Below are 16,557 nucleotides of genomic sequence, written 5' to 3' on the forward strand. Positions count from 1 at the left end.
TTGCCCGCCCCGGCCGGCGGGAGATCGGCGAGGATGACGTGGTGGACGCGTGGGGTCGGCTGACGGCCGGCATGGACCGCCGGTTCACCACGGCCCGGCGGCGGTGGCCCCGGTTCGACCACCTGTGGCGGGCGGTCGACCTGTACGGCAACGTGCTCGGCGGCCGGCTCGCGGCGGCCATCGCCTACTACGGGTTCTTCGCCGTTTTCGCGCTGGCCCTGGTCGCGTACTCGATCTTCGGGGCGATCCTTGAGGACAACGACGAGGTCAGCGACGCGGCGGCCGACTTCCTGCGGCAGAACCTGCCCTTCCTCGACCCGCAGCAGATCGCCCAGAGCAGCAACACCGTCGGCGTGGTCGGCCTGGTGATCCTGGTCTTCACCGGGATCGGCTGGGTGGAGGCGATCCGCTCGTCGCAGCGGCTGATGTACGGGTTCAACCAGCAGCCCGGCAACCTGGTGGTACGCCGTCTGGTCGACCTGGGCGTGCTGGTGCTGGTCTTCGTGATGCTCGGCCTCTCGGTGGCGGCCGTGGACGCCCTGGAGTCGTTGCTGCGCTTCCTGCTGCGGGCCACCGGCTCGGTCGGCCTCACCACGATCAGCGCGGTGCTCAGCGTCCTGATCAACGCGGTGCTCGCGGCGGCGCTGCTGGTGGCGGTGCCCCGGCTGCGGATGAGCCGGCGCCGACTGCGGCCCGTGGTGCTGTTCGTCGCGGTGGGGATCACGCTGCTGAACACCGTCGGGCGCTACTACATCGTGCGGACCGAACGGAACCCGGCGTACACGGTGGTGGCCGGCGCGGTGGCCGTGCTGCTCTATCTCTACCTGCTCAACCAGCTGGTGCTCTTCGGCGCCGCGCTGGCCGCGACCAGCCGGCACGGCCGGGTGGTCGACCTGGCCGAGGGGCCCGCCCCGGCGGGCGTCGACGCCGAGGCGGAGGCGGACACCGGTCCGGGTACGCCGGGAGGGGCGGGCTGACGTGCTGATCGAGATCGACCCGGGCGCGGCGACGCCGCCGTACGAGCAGGTGCGCGGGCAGTTGGCCGCCATGATCGGCGACGGGCGGCTGCCGGTCGGCACCCGGCTGCCCCCGGTCCGGCAGTTCGCCGGCGAGCTGGGCCTGGCGGTGAACACCGTGGCCCGGGCGTACCGGGAGCTGGAGGGCGCCGGGCTGGTGGAGACCCGGGGCCGGCACGGCACGTACGTCGCGCCGGGGCGGGACGACGCGACGGACCGGTTGCAGCGCTCGGCGCTACGCTACGCCGAGGAGGCGGCCCGGCTCGGCGTGCCGCCGGAGACGGCGCTGGCACTGGTGCGTGCGGCCTTCGACGCCGACCGGCCCGCCTGACACCGCCACACCGTCCGGCCACGTCCTCGCCGCGCCGCCGGGTAGGTGCCGACCCGCCCCTGCCGCGCCGTCTCGCCGCCGTGGCACGCCGTCGTCGCGCCATCGTGGTGGCCAGGAGATCCAGGTCGCGGCCACCGCCGAGCGGCCGCTGACCGACGGCGGGCCGGGTCCGGCCGCCCTCGTGGTCAGCGGGTACGGTCGGGACCTTGCCGCGGTGCGGGCCGGCTGGGTCGAGCGTTGGCGGGCCTTTGTGGGCGACGACCCGGTGGTGGAGTAGCCGCAGGCGGGACACCGAAGGAAAAGATGAATAGGGCAAATGCCGCCCGGCTCGGTGAGTCGACCGACCATGATGAGCCCGTGGGTGCACTCGTGACGTTGGAGTTGCCGGACGACTCGCCGATGCTCGGCCTGCCGTGGATCATCACGTTCGGTCCGCTCGGCGACCCGGCGGAGTGGGAGCCGGTGGTCTGCGGCCCGTACGAGCGACCGCACGCCCTCGCCCTGGCCGAGGCGGTGGTGGCCGAGGAGCAGCTGATGGCGGTGGTCGAGCCGCTGGTGCCGGCGCTCTCGGCCGACGAGGTCCGAGGCGAGATCGCCGCCGCGCAGATCGCCGCACGGGACGAGGCGGCCCGGATCGAGGAGTCCGACCTCTACGGCGACTTCGCCGACGTCCTCGACGAGGAACTGGAGCGGGCGGCCGCACAGGAGGAGCACCCGCCGGAGCCGTTGCCCGCGCCGACCGAGGAGCAACTGCGCGCCGGTTTCGACCGGATCGCCGAGCAACTGCGGCGCAAGGGGCGCTGACCCCGTCCCGAATGGACACCGGCGTTCCGGGGAGCGGACTCCCCGGAGCGCCGGCATCACCTCACCCCCCACCACAAGGGGTCGTCTGCCCAGTCGCCCGTCGGCGCGGAGCACAACGGACGACCAGGTCGATGGCGGGTTACCCGGCTCAGCGCCGTTCGAACCACGCAGCTGCGTCGACCGGCAGGACGTGACCCGGTCCCTGCTCGGTGAGTTCCTCGCTGGCGACGATCGGCCGGCCGTAGCCCTCGACCACGACCACGGCGCCGCTGATGTTGACCACGCAGGTCAGGGTGGTGGCACCGTCGGTGCGGTGGAAGGCCAGCACACCCGGCTCAGTCTCCAGCCAGGTCACGCCGCCGGTCGTGCCGGCCAGGGCCGGGTGCTCGTGCCGGATCCGCAGCGCCGCGCGGTAGAGCTCCAGCGTCGAGCCGGGCACGCCGGTCTGGGCGGCCACCGAGAGGGCACGCCAGGTCGCCGGGGCCGGCAGCCAGCTCAGCTCGCAACCCTGCGGGCCGAAGCCGTACGGGGCCAGCTCGCCGCTCCACGGGATCGGCACCCGGCAGCCGTCCCGGCTCTCCCCGGTACGCAGGAACGCCGGGTCCTGGCGGAGCTCGTCGGGGATGTCCAGCACCTCGGGCAGGCCCAGCTCCTCGCCCTGGTAGACGTAGGCGCAGCCGGGCAGGGCCAGCATCAGCAGGGCCGCGGCGCGGGCGCGGCGCAGGCCGACCTCGCCGTCGCCGTACCGGGTGACGTGCCGCTGTCGGTCGTGGTTGGAGAGCACCCAGGTGGTCGGGGCGCCGACGATGGTCGACTCGGCCAGCGCGGTGTCGATGACCTTGCGGAACGAGTCGGCCGACCAGGTGGCGTCGAGGAAGTCGAAGCTGAACGCCTGGTGCAGCTCGTCCGGCCCGATGTAGCGGGCCAGTCGCTGCGGGGTCTCCGCCCACGCCTCGGCCACCGCCATCCGGCCGCCCGGGTAGCTGTCCAGGATCGGTCGCCAGGCGCGGTAGATGTCGTGCACCTCGTCCTGGTCGAAGTAGGGCAGGCGGCCCTTGCCGAGCAGCTCGGACTGGCGCTGGCCGGTGGTCATCGAGTTGAAGCCGACGTCCGGCAGCCCTTCGGCCTTGATCATTCCGTGTGCCACGTCGATCCGGAACCCGTCGACGCCACGGTCGAGCCAGAACCGGAGCACGTCCTCGAACTCGGCGCGGACCTGCGGGTGTCGCCAGTTCAGGTCGGGCTGGGCAGGGTCGAACAGGTGCAGGTACCACTGGCCGTCCGGCACCCGGGTCCAGGCGGGACCGCCGAAGATGCTCTCCCAGTCGTTCGGCGGCAGCTCGCCGTTCTCGCCCTTGCCGTCGGCGAAGAGGTAGAACTCGCGCTCGGGGGAGCCGGGGGCGGCGGCGAGCGCGGCGGAGAACCACGGGTGCTGGCTGGAGGTGTGGTTGGGCACCAGGTCGACGATGATCCGCAGGCCGAGGGCGTGCGCGTCGGTGATCATCGCGTCGAAGTCGGTGAGCGAGCCGAAGAGTGGGTCGACGTCGCGGTAGTCGGCGACGTCGTAGCCGGCATCGACCTGCGGCGAGGTGTAGAAGGGGGTGAGCCAGAGCGCGTCGACCCCGAGGTCGCGCAGGTACGGCAGGCGCTCGCGGATGCCCTGGAGGTCACCCACGCCGTCGCCGTTGGCGTCGGCGAAGCTGCGGACGTAGACCTGGTAGACGACCGCGGAACGCCACCAGTCGTCGTCGGAGGTCAGCGGGGCCGGGTTGGTGGCGTCGGTCATCGGTGACGATCCCCGTTCTGTGGCGCGGGACGGCGTGAGCCCGCGCGGCGGTGGGTGACGGGCGCGGGTGTCAGAGCAGAATGCCGGTCTGCCGCTGCAAGAGTCAAGCATTCCTTGCGCAAGAAATGACGGCTGTCACCCTCCGGCCAGGGTAACGTCACCTTCCGGCGTGTCCCAGCCAGTGGGACGCGTGGGGCCGGGACGGAACGCGCGGACGGTCGTCCGGTGGGAGCGCGTCCATGTGACGGGCTCCGACTGCCGCCCTGGTCGAGTACGGACCGCCCCCGGCGGCGTGCCGCGGGCTGCGGTGCGGGATCGCCGACGGTGTCGTGATGCGGCCTGCGGCCTCGCTCCACCCGCGCCGCGGTGGTGGGCGGCGAGATCAACTCCATGTCGGCGAGGTGGCGGTGCCACGGGGGCCTGAATACCGCCATATCGCCGACATGGCGAGACGGCACGGGTCGGGTCGGGCCGGTCGGTCGAGGGTGGAGGGCGGAGGGCCGTCAGGCCGGGACGGGGAGCGCGGGCGGCGCCGGCCGCTGCCGCTTCGGGCCGCCGGGCGCCGGGTTGGGGTCGGGTTGGCGGACCACGGCGGTGGAGCCGCGCACCACCAGTTCCGGGCGGAACAGGTACTCCGAGTGCGGCGCGGCGTGCCCGTTGATCTCGTCGACCAGGGCGCGGACCGCGGCGACCGCCATCGCCGTCACCGGCTGCCGCATGGTGGTCAGTGGCGGATCGGTGAAGGCCATCAGCGGCGAGTCGTCGTAGCCGACCACCGAGACGTCCCCGGGCACCGACATGCCGCGCTGCCGGGCGGCCCGGATCGCGCCGAGGGCCATCAGGTCGGAGCCGCAGACGATCCCGGTGACCCCGCGCTCGATCAGCCGCCCGGCGGCGGCCTCGCCGCCCTCGACGCCGAAGAGCGAGAGCTCGGCCAGTTCGGCCAGGTCCGACTCGGTCGCTCCGGCCAGCCGGGTCATCGCGGCCCGGAAGCCGGCCACCCGGCGCTGCACCGGCACGAACCGGTCCGGGCCGGTGATCAGGCCGATCCGGCGGTGGCCGAGTGCGACCAGGTGGGCGACGGCCAGTTCGGTGGCCTCGCCGTCGTCGCAGGAGACGAAGGGGGCGGCGATGCCCGGCGCGTACCCGTTGATCATCACGATCGGCAGCGGGCGGGCAATCAGCGCCCGGTAGCGGTCGTGGTTGGCGGCCGTGTCGGCGTGCAGGCCGGAGACGAAGACGATCCCGGAGACCTGCCGGTCCAGCAGCATCTCGACGTACTCGTCCTCGGTGACCCCGCCGGGGGTCTGGGTGCAGAGCACCGGAGTGAACCCGCTCTGCGCCAGGGTCGACTCGATCACCTGGGCGAACGCGGGGAAGATCGGGTTGTCCAGCTCCGGTACGACCAGCCCGACGAGCCCGGCGCTGCGCTTGCGCAGCCGGGCGGGGCGCTCGTAACCGAGCACATCGAGGGCGGTCAGGACGGCCTGCCGGGTCTCGGGGGCCACACCGGGGCGGTCGTTGAGCACCCGCGACACCGTGGCCTCGCTGACTTCGGCCTGCTGGGCGATGTCGGACAGTCGAGCGCGCATGGCGGCACTTTAGCTCACGGGCAAGTTCTTGCGTACACTTCTGCAAGCCCTTCCATTCTCTGAAACCTCTTGCTAACGTCCCCGCAACACGCGAGAGCAGCGGCGCAGCACTCTGGCGCCGGTTGGCAAGAACTTACAGAGGTTTCCACTGGCGGGCCGCCCTTCCCCCGGCGGTCGGCCACAACGACAGGAGTACCGATGCGCATCCGTACCGCGGGTGTGGTCGCCGTTCTCGGTCTGGCGCTCGCTGCGTCCGGCTGCGGCGACAACAGCAAGGACGAGCCGGCCGCGAAGGAATCCCCCAAGGCCGCGGGCGGCAAGCTCGTGATCTGGGCCGACGACAAGCGGGCCGAGGCCCTCAAGCCGTTCGGCGACAAGTTCGGCCAGGAGAACGGCGTCACCGTCGAGGTGCAGGCCGTCTCCAAGGACCTGCAGACCAACTTCGTGACCGCCTCCCAGCAGGGCAGCGGCCCGGACGTCGTGGTCGGCGCGCACGACTGGATCGGCAACCTGGTCCAGAACGGCGCCATCGACCCGGTGCAGCTCGCCGCCGAGCAGAAGAGCGGCTTCAACGAGACCGCCCTCAAGGCCGTGACCTTCAACGGCCAGCTCTACGGCGTCCCCTACGCCATGGAGAACGTGGCGCTGATCCGCAACACCGAGCTGGCCCCCGAGGCCCCGAAGACGATCGAGGACCTGGTCGCCGCCGGCAAGAAGCTCAAGGCGGAGAAGAAGGCCAGCGAGATCCTCTGCCTCCAGTCCGGCCAGAACGGCGACGCGTACCACATCTACCCGCTGTACACCTCGGCCGGCGGCTACCTCTTCGGCACCACCGCCAACGGCGACTACGACCCGAAGGACCTGGGCGTCGGCAAGCCGGAGTCGATCGAGGCGTTCAAGAAGATCGCCAAGCTGGGTGAGAAGGGCGACGGTGCGCTGAAGCGCTCCATCACCGGCGAGAACTCGATCGCCACCTTCACCGGCAAGAAGTGCGCCTACCTGGTCTCCGGCCCGTGGGCGATCGCCGACGCCAAGAAGGCCGGCATCAAGTACGACATCTCCCCGGTCCCCGGCTTCGCCGGCGGCAAGGAGGCCCAGCCGTTCGTGGGCGTCCAGTCGTTCTACGTCGCGTCGAAGGGCAAGAACAAGGCACTGGCCCAGGAGTTCGTCGCGAACTACGTGACCACCCCCGAGCTGGCCGTCGCCCTGTACAACGCCGAGCCGCGTCCGCCGGCGCTGACCGCCGCTCTGGACCAGGTCAAGGGCAGCGACCCGGACCTGGCCAAGTTCCAGGAGGCCGGCAAGAACGGCCAGGTGCTCCCGGCGATCCCGGCCATGGCCGCGATCTGGGACCCGTTCGGCAAGGCGGAGGCCGCCATCATCGGCGGTGCCGACCCGGCCAAGACGATCACCTCGGCCGGTAACACGATCGCCGGTCAGATCAAGTAATGAGCACGTCGCTGTCCGGCCCGGGGTCTGCCCAGCAGACCCCGGGCCGGGGGCCCGTCCGCTCCGGGTCCCCGCGCAAGTCCCGTACCGCGCGGAACCACGCGCCGATCACCCTGACCGGCCTCGTCGTCAAGGTGGTCCTGCTCGGCCTGGTGGCCGGGATCGCGATCTGGGCGGCCTTCCCGCTCATCGAGGCGAAGCTCTGGGTCGGCCTGGCCGTCCTGCTGGCGACCACCGCCGGCCTGTTCTACCTCTACCTGACCCCCCGGCACATCCCGGGCAAGTACCTGATCCCGGGCACCCTCTTCCTGGTGGCGTTCCAGGTCTTCCCGGTGCTCTACACCGCGAGCACCGCGTTCACGAACTTCGGCGACGGCCACCGCGGCAGCAAGGACGACGCGATCGTCGCCATCCAGAGCGGCTCGGTGAAGCAGGTTCCCGGCTCCACCCAGTTCCCGCTGACCGTCGCCACCAAGGGCGACCCGGCGACCGGCCCGCTGGTCTTCCTGATCACCGACCCGAAGACCAACACCGTCTCGGTCGGTGACACCGAGGGCCTGACCCAGCTCGACGCCGGTGACATCACCGTCGCCCCGGGCGGCAAGGTCACCGCCGCCGACGGCTACACCATCCTCAACTTCGGCCAGGCCAGCGCCCGCAGCAAGGACATCACCGACCTGGTGGTGCCGACCTCCGGCGGCGCGCTGCGCTCCTCCGGCCTCTCCCGGGCGTACGAGGGCAAGGCGGTCCGGGCGTACGACGCGGGCTGCGACTGCATCACCGACAGCGAGAGCGGCAGGACCTGGACCGCCGACGAGTCCGTCGGCGCCTTCGTCGCCGCCGACGGCGACCGGCTGGCCCAGGGCTGGCGGGTCAACGTCGGACTGCAGAACTTCTCCCGGGTGCTGACCGACCCGGCCATCTCCGGCCCCTTCTTCGGCACCCTGATGTGGAACTTCGCCTTCGCGATCGGCTCGACCGGCTTCACGTTCCTGCTCGGCATGGGTATCGCGCTGGCGCTGCACTCGCCCCGGATGCGCGGCACCAACTTCTACCGGGTGCTGCTGATCCTGCCGTACGCCATGCCGTCGTTCGCGATGCTGCTGGTCTGGCGGGACATGTTCAACACCGACTTCGGCCTGATCAACAACCTGTTCGGGCTCGGGGTGGACTGGTTCGGCGAGACCTGGTCGGCCCGGATCGCGGTGCTGCTGGTCCAGCTCTGGCTGGGCTACCCGTACATGTTCCTGGTGGCCACCGGCGCGCTCCAGGCCATCCCGAAGGAGCTGACCGAGGCCACCTCGGTCGACGGGGCGTCGCCCTTCCAGTCGTTCCGGGCGGTCACCCTGCCGCTGCTGCTGGTGGCGATCTCGCCGCTGCTGATCGCGTCCTTCGCGTACAACTTCAACAACTTCAACGCGATCTACCTCACCACCGAGGGTGGGCCCTTCCCGGCGGACAACCCGACGGCCGGCGCCACCGACCTGTTGATCACCTACACCTACCGGCTGGCCTTCGGCGCCCAGGGCGCCGAGTACGGCCTGGCCGCCGCCGTCTCGATCTTCATCTTCACGATCGTGGCGACGGTGTCGGCGATCAGCTTCTCGCGGACCCGCAAGCAGGAGGAGGTGTACTCGTGAGCACGTACGCGGACGCCCCGGCCGCCAACCGCAACGCCAAGGGCAGGTCGAGGAACCGCTGGTTCGCCCAGGTCGGGTGGCGGCACCTGGTCGGGGTGCTGGCGGTGGCGTTCAGCCTCTTCCCGATCCTGTTCGTCCTGTCGGCGGCGCTCAACCCGCTCGGCACCCTCTCCTCCACGGAGCTGCTGCCGACCGGCGCCTCGGCGGAGAACTTCACCAACCTGTTCGAGCGGACCGCGTTCGCCCGGTGGTTCCTCAACTCGCTGCTGCTCGCCGGGGTGGCCAGCTTCGCGTCGATCTTCCTGTCGGCGCTGGCGGCGTACGCCTTCTCCCGGATGCGCTTCGCCGGCCGCCGGGTCGGGCTGCTGTCGCTGCTGCTGATCCAGATGTTCCCGCAGTTCCTGGCGATCGTGGCGATCTTCCTGATCTTCACGAAGGTCACCGACCTGTGGCCGGTGATCGGCTTCAACACCCCGTGGGGTCTCTTCCTGCTCTACATGGGTGCCGCCCTCGGCGCGAACACCTGGCTGATGAAGGGCTTCTTCGACACCCTGCCGAAGGAGCTGGACGAGTCCGCCACCATGGACGGCGCCTCGCACGCCCAGGTCTTCTTCCGGATCATGCTGCCGCTGGTGGCGCCGATCCTGGCGGTGACCGGCCTGCTCGCCTTCATCGGCTCGATCAACGAATTCCTGATCGCCAACGTGTTCCTCACCAACACCAACTCGAAGACCCTCGCGGTCGGCATGTTCGGCCTGGTGGCCGGTGAGCGCAACAACAACTTCGGGATCTTCGCGGCGGGCACCCTGCTCACCGCCATCCCGACGGTGCTGGTGTTCCAGCTCCTCCAGCGCTACATCGTCTCCGGACTCACCGCCGGAGCGGTCAAGGGATAAGTCGGAGGGGTGGGCGCTCTCCGCGGAGGGCGAGGTCAGTGGTCCGGGTCTGACCGGGCGGCTGGTCCGGTGGTCCGGGTCTGACCGGGCGGCCGACGGGTCGGGTCCGCACGGGCCCGGCCCCACCCCGACGAGCAACGCTGCGGCAAGGGCGTCGGCGTCGACGACGTACACCGGAGCAGTTCCGGGGCGACCGGGAAGGTCGCCCCCTCTTCTCCTCGTACCTCGTACCCGAAAGGTTCTGCCATGCCCCTGCAGCCGCACCACGACGGATCCGCCACCTACGTGCCCGAGCAGGAACCGACGCTCGGGCAGCGCGTGCCGGTCTTCGTCCGCGTCCCGGCCGGCGCCGACGTCCGCCAGGTGCACGTCCGGACCACCGGGGACGGCGAGCCCCGCTTCGCCGAGGCCGTCGTCGACCGCACCGACGGCGGTGACGTCTGGTGGCGGGCCGAGGTCGAGGTCCGCAACCCGGTCAGCAACTACCGCTTCATGCTCTCCGGGGCCGGGGGCCACCGCTGGCTCAACGCCGCCGGCCTGGTCGCCCACGACGTGCCCGACAACGGTGACTTCAAGCTGGTCAGCTACGCCCCGCCGCCGGCCTGGGCGCGGGACGCGGTGATCTACCAGATCTTCCCGGACCGGTTCGCCCGCTCCGCCGCCGCCGACACCCGCACCGCGCCGAACTGGGCGATCCCCTGCGACTGGGACACTCCGGTCGTCGGCCACGGGCCGGCGACGCCGCGCCAGTTCTACGGCGGCGACCTGGACGGCATCACCGAGCGCCTGGACCACCTGTCCCGGCTGGGCGTCAACACCCTCTACCTCACCCCGATCTTCCCGGCCCGCTCCAACCACCGGTACGACGCCGCCAGCTTCGACACGATCGACCCGCTGCTCGGCGGGGACGCCGCGCTGGCCCGGCTCGCCGACGCGGTGCGCGCCCGGGGCTGGCGGCTGCTCGGCGACATCACCAGCAACCACACCGGCGACGCCCACCAGTGGTTCACCGCCGCCGTCTCCGACGTCACCGCACCCGAGCGGGAGCTGTACTACTTCGACTCCTCCGGCGACTACGAGTCCTGGAACGGGGTCAAGTCGCTGCCGAAGCTGAACTGGGGCAGCGCCGAGCTACGTCGCCGCTTCGCCACCGCCGAGGACTCGCTGCTGCGCCGCTGGCTGCGCCCGCCGTACGCCCTCGACGGCTGGCGGGTCGACGTGGCGAACATGACCGGCCGGCGCGGCGCGGACGCGTACACCCACGAGGTGGCGCGGCTGCTGCGCGAGGTGGTGGCCGACACCCGCCCGGACGGGCTGCTGCTCGCCGAGCACGGCCACGACCACACCGGCGACCTCGACCGCGACGGCTGGCACGGGACGATGAACTACGTCGGCTTCACCGACCCGGTCTGGTCCTGGCTGCGGCACGGCGAAGGCCCGGTGCCGAACTTCCTCGGCACCCCCGGCGGGGTGTGCCGGCGGGACGCCGACGCGGTGCTGGCCACCATGAACACCTACCGGTCGCTGATCTCCTGGCGGTCGTACACGCACTCCTGGCAGCTGCTCGGCTCGCACGACTCGGCCCGGATCCGCACCGTGGTCGGCGACGCGGCCCGGCAGGAGGTGGCTGCCGGCCTGCTCGCCACCATGCCGGGCACCCCGGTGATCTTCGCCGGTGACGAGCTGGGGCTGACCGGCACCAACGGCGAGGGCTCGCGTACCCCGATGCCGTGGCACCGGCCGCAGAGCTGGGACCGGGCGACCTTCGCCGCGTACCGAGGGCTGCTGGCGCTGCGCCGCGACGAGCCGGCGCTGCGCCACGGCGGCCTGCGCTGGGTGCACGCCGACGCCGACACCCTGGTCTTCCTCCGCGAGGCTCCGACCGGCTCGGTGCTGGTGCTGGCCCGCCGGGCCGCCGGCGCCCCGCTCCGGCTGGCCGGCCTGCCGGCCGGGGAGAACGCCTACGGCGGCGCACCCGCCCTACGCCCCGACGCCGACGGCACGGTCACCCTGCCGGCGGACGGCCCCACCTTCCAGGTCTGGCGCCTGTCCTGATCCCCCCCACCCGCGATCTTGCAGTTTCGGTCGGTGGTTCAAGGCATTCGTCCTGATCTGTGGAGACCCAAAGTGCAAGATCGCCGGGGGTGGGGCGGGTGGAGGTCACGGATTGAGGTCAGGGCGGCAGGGGTGCTACTACGAATTGTCGTTGATGGGGGAGGATGGCCGGCGTGGAAGCTCTTCGACTGATCCTTCTCTACGTCCATCTGATCGGGTTCGCGCTGCTGTTCGGCGCCGCCGCCGTCCAGTACCTCAGCGGCCGGCTGCTGGTCAACACGCCCATGCTCTGGGGTGCGGTCATCCAACTGCTGACCGGCATCGGCCTCTCCGCGCCGCTGCGCGACGGCGACGAGCCCGCCCCTGCCAAACTTGTTACCAAGTTGGTGCTGGCGCTGCTGATCTTTGTCATGGTCTTCTTCTCCCGTAAGCGGGAGCAGGTGTCCCGTGGCCACTTCCTCGCGATCATCGGGTTGACCCTGGTCACCGCCGCCGTGGCGGTCTTCTGGCGGTAGGCCGCCGACCCGTCCGGGTGTCGCGGGAAGCGGACGTACAGGACAACCGGCAGATCACTCACCGGTACGGTGAGTGATCTGCCCCACGCCACGGTCACACCCGGGTAACAGGCGCTCAACAGTCGTGCACGATTGTCGGCCGGTGGTCGGGCGCGGGCGTACGCTCCCGTCCGTAACGTGGGATGCCGGCAGCACAGCGCTCGTCGGTCAAAAGGCTGCCACCGCATCAACCGCGGTGAGCAATGGAAGGAGACGTCTTGCGCTCTGTGCGTGGGATGCGGATCGCCTCCGCCTTCGTGGCGGGTGGGCTCGTGCTGGGCGCCGCCGCGTGTGGTGAGGCCCCCGAGGACGACAACAACGCCGGTACCGGCGGCAAGAAGTACAGCGCCTGCATGGTGACCGACGTCGGCGGCATCGACGACAAGTCCTTCAACACCTCCGCCTGGAAGGGCCTTCAGGAGGCGAAGAAGGAGAACGACAACATCGACATCAAGTACGTCGCGTCCAAGGCCGAGGCGGACTACGAGGTCAACCTGACCGGGTACGTCAACCAGAAGTGCGACTTCATCCTGGCCGTCGGCGGCCTGATGACGGACGCCACCAAGAAGATCGCGACGGCGAACCCGAACCAGCAGTTCGGCATCGTCGACTCGAACCCGGGTGTCGGCAACATCTACCCGATGCAGTTCGACACCGCCCAGGCGGCCTTCCAGGCCGGCTACCTGGCCGCCGGGATGAGCAAGACCGGCAAGGTCGGCACCTACGGTGGCCTGCCGATCCCGCCGGTGACCATCTTCATGGACGGCTTCGCCGACGGCGTGGCGTACTACAACAAGGCCAAGGGCAAGAACGTCCAGGTCCTGGGCTGGGACAAGGCGACCCAGAAGGGTTCCTTCACCAACGACTTCCAGAAGCAGGACGAGGGCAAGAAGGTCTCCGACGCGCTGGTCGCCCAGGGCGCGGACATCATCATGCCGGTCGCCGGTGGCGCCGGCCTCGGCACCACCTCCGCGGCCAAGGCCTCCGACGGCAAGTACTCGGTCATCTGGGTCGACGTCGACGGCTGCGAGAGCACCCCGGACTGCGCGGTGCTGCTGACCACCGTCGTCAAGAACATCCCGGACGCCGTCAAGGAGGCCGTGCTCAAGGCCGCCGGTGGCGAGAAGCTCCAGGCGACCCCGGGCTTCGTCGGCAACCTGGCCAACAACGGCGTCTCGATCGCCCCGTACCACGAGTTCGACAGCAAGGTCCCGGCCGAGCTGAAGGCCGAGGTCGAGAAGATCAAGGCCGACATCGCGGCCGGCACCATCACGGTCACCTCGAAGGCTCAGCCGACCAAGTGACCGCCTCCCCGGCCGCCGCGATGGGATCATCGGCAGCGGAGGCCGGCGGGCACCAGGCATGACGATCGGCCGCCTCGGCCCACGTGGGGACGACCCCACGCCACGCCGGGGCGGCCGATCCGCTCCACCGGTCGGCCGACCCCGTCGGGCGGTCGGCCCACCGGCAGCTACGCTGCACCATCGCTCGCACTCCAGGAGGTTGCGCTGAGACTCGAACTGCGCGGCATCACCAAACGGTTCGGTGATCTGGTCGCCAACGACCACATCGACCTGACGGTGGAGCCTGGAGAGATCCACGCCCTGCTCGGCGAGAACGGCGCCGGCAAGTCGACCCTGATGAACGTCCTCTACGGGCTCTACCAGCCCGACGAGGGCGAGATCCTGGTCGACGGCAAGCCGTTGAAGCTGAAGGGCCCGTCGGACGCGATCGCGGCCGGGATCGGCATGGTGCACCAGCACTTCATGCTCGTGCCGGTCTTCACCGTCGCGGAGAACATCATGCTCGGCGCCGAGCAGGTCAAGGGCGGCATTGTCGGCTTCCTCGACCGGCGGCGGGCCCGGCGCGAGGTCGCCGAGGTCTCCGAGCGGTACAACCTGCGCGTCGACCCGGACGCGGTGATCGAGGACCTGCCGGTCGGCATCCAGCAACGGGTGGAGATCGTCAAGGCGCTCACCCGCGACGTCGACCTGCTCATCCTCGACGAGCCGACCGCCGTGCTCACCCCGCAGGAGACCGAGGAACTGCTCGCGGTCATGCGGTCGCTCAAGGCCGCCGGCAAGTCGATCGTCTTCATCACCCACAAGCTGGGCGAGGTCAAGGCCATCGCCGACCGGATCACCGTGATCCGGCGCGGGAAGACCGTCGGCACCGCCTCCCCGGAGGCGAGCCGGGACGAGTTGGCCGCGCTGATGGTCGGCCGCAGCGTCAAGCTCACCGTGGAGAAGCAGCCGGCCACCCCGGGCAAGCCGATCCTTCAGGTCAGCGGCCTGGTCGTGGACGACGACCGGCAGGTGCGCGCGGTCGACGGCGTCGACCTGACCGTGCACGCCGGTGAGGTGCTGGGCGTCGCGGGCGTACAGGGCAACGGCCAGACCGAGCTGATCGAGGCGATCATGGGGCTGCGCCCGACGCTCGCCGGCACGGTCACCCTCGACGGCCAGCCGATCCACGGCTGGTCCACCAAGAAGGTGCTGCACGCCGGGGTCGGCTACGTCCCCGAGGACCGCAGCGTCGACGGGCTGGTCAAGGAGTTCTCCGTGGCAGAGAACCTGGTCCTCGACATCTACGACCGGCCGCCGTTCGGCAAGGGCCTGGCCCTCAAGCCGGACGCCATCGCCAGGTCCGCCAAGGAGCGGATCGAGCAGTTCGACGTTCGTACCCCGTCGGCCGACGCCGCAGTGGGCACGCTCTCCGGCGGCAACCAGCAGAAGGTGATCGTGGCCCGGGAGCTGTCCCGGCCGCTGAAGCTCTTCATCGCCGCGCAGCCGACCCGGGGCGTCGACGTCGGCTCCATCGAGTTCATCCACAGCCGGGTGATCCGCGAGCGGGACGCCGGCACGGCCGTCATGGTCGTCTCCAGCGAACTGGACGAGGTGATCGGGCTGGCCGACCGGATCGCGGTGATGTACCGCGGCCGGATCATCGGCCTCGTCGGCCCGGACACCCCCCGCGAGGAGATCGGCCTGCTGATGGCCGGCATCACCCCGGACGCCGCCGGCGCGACCCCGACCGGCGGCGCTGCCGGCGGGCCGGACGCCGGCACCCCGGCCCCGACCCCCGAGAGCCCTGGCAACGAGGACAAGGCATGACCAACTCCCACCCGGTGTCGGGCTCCCCGGACAAGGAGCCGGCGACCGAGGCGGCGCAGGCCGAGGTCGCCGGCGCGAACCGCGCCGCGACCATGAACGCCCCGAAGCGACCCGACGAGCCCCGCCCCTCGCTGGGCCGGCTGTTCCTGGAGAACCTCTGGGCCGCCAACACGGTCACCGTGACGGTGCTCGCGCTGCTGCTGGCGATGCTGTTCGGCGCGGTCCTGATCATCGTGTCGGACCCGGAGGTGCTGGCCACCTACGGCTACATCACCGCCCGTCCGGGCGATGCGCTCAACGCCAGCTGGACGGTGGTCAGCGAGGCGTACGCGAACCTGTTCAAGGGCGCGGTATTCGACCCGGACGCCACCGGGTTCCAGGCGGCGATGGGCCCGATCTCCGAGACGCTCACCTACACCGCGCCGCTGGTCTTCACCGGCCTGTCGGTCGCGCTCGCCTTCCGCGGCGGCCTGTTCAACATCGGCGCCCAGGGGCAGGCCACGATGGGCGTCGTCCTGGCCGCCGTCGCCGGCTTCGCGCTGCCGCTGCCGCCGGTGGTCCACCTGATCGTCGCCCTGATCGCCGGCGCGATCGGTGGCGCGGTCTGGGGTTTCATCCCGGGCATCCTCAAGGCGCGGACCGGCGCGCACGAGGTGATCAACACGATCATGCTCAACTACGTCGCGGTCTACTTCCTCTCCTGGATCATCATCCAGAACGGGGTGCAGAACCCGGACCGGGCGGACGCGATCAGCAAACCGGTCGACTCCTCCGCCCAACTGCCCCGGCTGCTCGGCGACGACCTGCGGGTGCACGCCGGCATCCTGCTCGCGGTGCTGGCCACCTGGTTCGTCGCGTGGCTGCTCAACCGCTCGACGCTCGGCTTCGAGCTGCGTGCGGTCGGTGCCAACCCGGACGCCGCCCGGACCGCCGGCATCAGCGTCACCAAGACGTACGTGCTGGTGATGGCGATCGCCGGTCTGCTCGCCGGCCTCGGTGGCAGCCAGATGGTGCTCGGCTCGACCGCGAACGCCCTGACCCCGCTGGTCGTCGCGCAGATCGGGTTCGACGGCATCCTGGTGGCGCTGCTCGGCCGGGTGAAGCCGTGGGGCGTGCTGCTGGCGGCGCTGCTCTTCGGCGCGCTCCAGGCCGGCGGCAACCGGATGCAGTCGTACTCCGGGATCTCGCTGGAGCTGGTGACCGTCCTCCAGGCGCTGATCGTCATCTTCATCGCCGCACCGGCCCTGGTGAAGGCGATCTTCCAGCTCCGGGCCGCCCGCGCGGCCCGGCTGCAGACGAGCCTCGCGAAGGGCTGGTGAGG

General features: G+C 70.9%; 13 protein-coding genes. 11 read left to right on the top strand and 2 right to left on the bottom strand.

Annotated features, from left to right (window positions below):
* Positions 1 to 71: 71 nt before the first annotated feature.
* From GA0070560_RS05695 to GA0070560_RS05705, 3 genes are all read left to right on the top strand, one after another.
* Entirely contained in the window at positions 72 to 977 is a 906-nt protein-coding gene (locus GA0070560_RS05695; RefSeq protein ID WP_170839313.1) for a YhjD/YihY/BrkB family envelope integrity protein, read from the top strand.
* A gap of 1 nt (position 978) precedes the next feature.
* Positions 979 to 1,347 carry a GntR family transcriptional regulator gene (locus GA0070560_RS05700; protein ID WP_091292231.1) on the top strand — a complete coding sequence of 123 codons (369 nt, stop codon included), beginning with the start codon at positions 979 to 981 and terminating at the stop codon, positions 1,345 to 1,347.
* Between the two features lie 357 nt (positions 1,348 to 1,704).
* The gene (locus GA0070560_RS05705; RefSeq protein WP_091292234.1) at positions 1,705 to 2,151 is read left to right on the top strand and encodes a hypothetical protein; all 447 of its coding nucleotides are present in this window, start codon (positions 1,705 to 1,707) and stop codon (positions 2,149 to 2,151) included.
* A gap of 148 nt (positions 2,152 to 2,299) precedes the next feature.
* Here the strand turns inward: GA0070560_RS05705 and GA0070560_RS05710 are convergent, their stop codons facing one another.
* Positions 2,300 to 3,937: a glycoside hydrolase family 13 protein gene (locus GA0070560_RS05710; protein WP_091292236.1), complete on the bottom strand. Its 1,638-nt coding sequence runs from the start codon at positions 3,935 to 3,937 to the stop codon at positions 2,300 to 2,302.
* Positions 3,938 to 4,440: 503 nt separating this feature from the next.
* A complete protein-coding gene (locus tag GA0070560_RS05715) occupies positions 4,441 to 5,529 on the bottom strand; it encodes a LacI family DNA-binding transcriptional regulator (protein ID WP_091292238.1) in 1,089 nt (362 codons plus the stop codon).
* Between the two features lie 198 nt (positions 5,530 to 5,727).
* Here GA0070560_RS05715 and GA0070560_RS05720 point away from each other — a divergent pair, with 198 nt between their 5' ends.
* The 8 genes from GA0070560_RS05720 (at position 5,728) to GA0070560_RS05755 (ending at position 16,555) form a co-directional block, all read left to right on the top strand.
* A complete protein-coding gene (locus GA0070560_RS05720; RefSeq protein ID WP_091292240.1) occupies positions 5,728 to 6,978 on the top strand; it encodes a sugar ABC transporter substrate-binding protein in 1,251 nt (416 codons plus the stop codon).
* Positions 6,978 to 8,618 (top strand): ABC transporter permease subunit, encoded by a 1,641-nt coding sequence (locus tag GA0070560_RS05725; protein WP_091292243.1) that lies wholly within the window; start codon positions 6,978 to 6,980, stop codon positions 8,616 to 8,618. Before GA0070560_RS05720 ends, GA0070560_RS05725 begins: the two co-directional genes overlap by 1 nt.
* On the top strand, positions 8,615 to 9,514 hold the full coding sequence (locus GA0070560_RS05730) for a sugar ABC transporter permease (RefSeq protein WP_091292245.1): 900 nt from the start codon (positions 8,615 to 8,617) through the stop codon (positions 9,512 to 9,514). Before GA0070560_RS05725 ends, GA0070560_RS05730 begins: the two co-directional genes overlap by 4 nt.
* Before the next feature lie 246 nt (positions 9,515 to 9,760).
* Positions 9,761 to 11,569 carry a glycoside hydrolase family 13 protein gene (locus tag GA0070560_RS05735; RefSeq protein ID WP_091292247.1) on the top strand — a complete coding sequence of 603 codons (1,809 nt, stop codon included), beginning with the start codon at positions 9,761 to 9,763 and terminating at the stop codon, positions 11,567 to 11,569.
* A gap of 173 nt (positions 11,570 to 11,742) precedes the next feature.
* The gene (locus GA0070560_RS05740) at positions 11,743 to 12,084 is read left to right on the top strand and encodes a hypothetical protein (RefSeq protein WP_091292249.1); all 342 of its coding nucleotides are present in this window, start codon (positions 11,743 to 11,745) and stop codon (positions 12,082 to 12,084) included.
* Between the two features lie 275 nt (positions 12,085 to 12,359).
* Positions 12,360 to 13,427 carry a BMP family lipoprotein gene (locus GA0070560_RS05745; protein WP_170839314.1) on the top strand — a complete coding sequence of 356 codons (1,068 nt, stop codon included), beginning with the start codon at positions 12,360 to 12,362 and terminating at the stop codon, positions 13,425 to 13,427.
* 264 nt (positions 13,428 to 13,691) lie between these two features.
* On the top strand, positions 13,692 to 15,236 hold the full coding sequence (locus GA0070560_RS05750) for an ABC transporter ATP-binding protein (protein WP_342670415.1): 1,545 nt from the start codon (positions 13,692 to 13,694) through the stop codon (positions 15,234 to 15,236).
* A complete protein-coding gene (locus GA0070560_RS05755) occupies positions 15,233 to 16,555 on the top strand; it encodes an ABC transporter permease (protein WP_091292255.1) in 1,323 nt (440 codons plus the stop codon). The genes GA0070560_RS05750 and GA0070560_RS05755 overlap by 4 nt, the downstream gene beginning before the upstream one ends.
* The last annotated feature ends 2 nt before the right edge of the window (positions 16,556 to 16,557 follow it).

Source organism: Micromonospora halophytica (genome assembly GCF_900090245.1).
Taxonomy (GTDB): Bacteria; Actinomycetota; Actinomycetes; order Mycobacteriales; family Micromonosporaceae; genus Micromonospora; species Micromonospora halophytica.

What these genes read in the sequence shown, in the direction of transcription:
- GA0070560_RS05755 (WP_091292255.1), top strand. Translation starts at nt 15,233, where the DNA reads ATGACCAACTCCCACCCGGTGTCGGGCTCCCCGGACAAGGAGCCGGCG.
- GA0070560_RS05695 (WP_170839313.1), top strand. Translation starts at nt 72, where the DNA reads ATGGACCGCCGGTTCACCACGGCCCGGCGGCGGTGGCCCCGGTTCGAC.
- GA0070560_RS05725 (WP_091292243.1), top strand. Translation starts at nt 6,978, where the DNA reads ATGAGCACGTCGCTGTCCGGCCCGGGGTCTGCCCAGCAGACCCCGGGC.
- GA0070560_RS05710 (WP_091292236.1), bottom strand. Translation starts at nt 3,937, where the DNA reads ATGACCGACGCCACCAACCCGGCCCCGCTGACCTCCGACGACGACTGG.
- GA0070560_RS05735 (WP_091292247.1), top strand. Translation starts at nt 9,761, where the DNA reads ATGCCCCTGCAGCCGCACCACGACGGATCCGCCACCTACGTGCCCGAG.
- GA0070560_RS05745 (WP_170839314.1), top strand. Translation starts at nt 12,360, where the DNA reads ATGCGGATCGCCTCCGCCTTCGTGGCGGGTGGGCTCGTGCTGGGCGCC.
- GA0070560_RS05720 (WP_091292240.1), top strand. Translation starts at nt 5,728, where the DNA reads ATGCGCATCCGTACCGCGGGTGTGGTCGCCGTTCTCGGTCTGGCGCTC.
- GA0070560_RS05715 (WP_091292238.1), bottom strand. Translation starts at nt 5,529, where the DNA reads ATGCGCGCTCGACTGTCCGACATCGCCCAGCAGGCCGAAGTCAGCGAG.